This is a genomic window from Acetobacter pomorum (genome assembly GCF_002738225.1).
In the GTDB taxonomy this organism is placed as follows: domain Bacteria; phylum Pseudomonadota; class Alphaproteobacteria; order Acetobacterales; family Acetobacteraceae; genus Acetobacter; species Acetobacter pomorum.
Genome location: NZ_PEBQ01000101.1, coordinates 1 through 2,425 on the forward strand (window position 1 = coordinate 1; position 2,425 = coordinate 2,425).

Here is a 2,425-nt window from a genome sequence, read left to right on the forward strand (position 1 = left end):
CCAGCCCCAAGAGTTGCACCTTCAGCAATATCAACACTACCACCTATCGTGCCAGTACCGCCCAAGGCCGCACCACTGTCTACACTAACCTGACCGGTAGATGCGCTGGCATCCCCATCTACATCCAATGTTCCTGCAGAAACTTCCGTAGTGCCGGTGTAGGTGTTGTTGCCTTTAAGATTAAGGGTGCCAGATCCCGTTTTGACAAGATCACCTGCTTCGGATCCGTTTGAGATAATACCACTTTCGGTATCAGTATTCCCGCTTTGGACATCGAATGTCGGATCACCGCTAAGAGTAATATTGTTGGAAAGATTGGTACCGTCAGACAGGAAAGAAAGCGATGTGCCTTCGTCCATTTCAACTGAACCCGTTCCAAGAGATGAAGGGCCATTGATTGCAATGGATCCTAAAGCAATATCAGTTCCGCCAGTATAGGTATTGGCTCCAAGTAATGAAAGTGTGCCTGTCCCTATTTTAATAAGCGTTCCTGATGAAGCCCCATCACCAATAACACCTGTTATAGTGTCGCTCTGGTCAGATTGCACATTTATTGAGGATTTTCCATTTAACTGGAAAATATTACTTAAGTTCAATCCATCAGAGGCATACGACAATTCCGTGCCATCTGCCATGGTGATCGCACCAGACCCAAAAGCAGAGTTATTACCAGCGGTCAAACCTCCTTCATTTATTGTGGTTCCCCCGCCATAGGTATTCAGGCCATTCAAAGTGACATTGCCTGTGCCATCTTTTGATAGAGACCCATCCTTGGACCCAGAATCAAATATTATATTGCTTATTAAAGCGTCATAATTTTGTGAAATATCTAGATTAGAATTAGAAAAAAGAGCAACCTTCCCCTGCCCCAATCCATTAGATGAAGTTATAATTGTAGAGCCTGATGCAAGAATTGAACTACCTTCAGTAAGGTTGGTTAATAATTTATTATTATCAGAAGTGGCATTTAATGTATTCCCGCCAGTTATGAAAAGCTTATCATTGGCAACAACAATAGTTCCATCGCCTGATATAGGCGCGGATAGTGTTTGAACATCGTTTATATTCGGAGCTGATGCGAAAAATAATAATCCGTTATCTATAATTTTTGATGACGACATATTGCCTGTCATTTGAGAATTGTCGTCTTCTAGCATTAAAGCGCTATCCGAACCTATTGTCGTCAAACCAGTATAACTTCTCTCTCCATTTAATATTAAAAAGAACTCTGCACCTGATGCTGCAGAAATATTTAATCCACCGGAACCTTTAACCTCTCCATCCACAATTACGTCGCTTACATTACCTGTTCCTTCGATATTTAATGTGCCATCAAGTTCTAAGCAACCCTCAATAGAAAATGTCATATTGTGAGCAATATCCTGCTCTCCGTTTGCCGAAATTACTATATTGGCATTAGAGGAACTTTCTAATCCATTGACAGTTCCTCCGCCAAATGTTTCAGCACCTGATGCAACATCAATACTGGTAGATGCGTTACCAGAATAAGTACCGCTTGCATCTTCCAAAGCAACAACAACATTATTATTGCTTGCGTTTGTTGTAATCGCGCCAGAACCGTCTAAACTTTTAACATCAAACTCGAGATCAGGATCTGTATCTTGGTATAATAGAGACAAAGTTCCTGATTTATCTATATCAACATTGCTACTATTATACAGTGCGTCATTACCCATATAAACAGCTAACACACCTTCTTGCACTTCAGTTTTGCCTGTATAGGTGTTAACTCCAGCTAATGTTAAAGTGCCATCACCAGTTTTAACTAAATCGGTGCTTTGACCAGATGCATCTTGTATGACGGAATCAATTTCCGCTTTACCGGAAGAACCAACATTAACTGCCAATGTTGATCCAGATGCCTGTAAAGCCCCCCCAGTAATTGTATAAGTATTCCCATCCGTATTTTCAAAATCCATGCTTCCGACAGTGACCTGACCGGAACTATCGTCAACTGTTACGGTGCCTGAGGTGCCTTTAAATATGGCTTCTTCACCCGCATTCCATGCATGATCCACCTGAACGCCCAAGTCTGTCCAGTTGTTGTTGCTTATATTCCATGTACCAGACCCCGCAGTTAAATTGCCTGCCGGATCTTGAGTGGCCGAGCCATTCCATATGTTAGTTTGGGTTCCATAAACAACGAGATTTACTTTCCCAGGGATTACAGTCTGAATTGATGCTTTATCTCCTGCATTGATAGGTAAGGTAGAAGAAAGAGCTGTAGATACACTAAGGGTGCCAGCGTAATCAAAGAGACGATAGACGCCTTCTGAGAGTGTAGTGCCGGAGGCGGGATCGGCGGTGACATCGATCGTCCCGCCGAGTGTCAGATCCCCTCCGACCTTAATCAGATCGTTCTGAGCACCGCCTTCTGTGCCGGCCTGGCCAAGGTCAAAGTCCG

General features: G+C 43.1%; 1 protein-coding gene. It reads right to left on the reverse strand.

Going from position 1 to position 2,425, the window contains the following annotated elements; all coding sequences use genetic code 11:
* Nucleotides 1–2,425: autotransporter-associated beta strand repeat-containing protein (locus CSR02_RS07590; RefSeq protein WP_143225556.1), on the reverse strand; the 2,425-nt coding region annotated here is incomplete at both ends.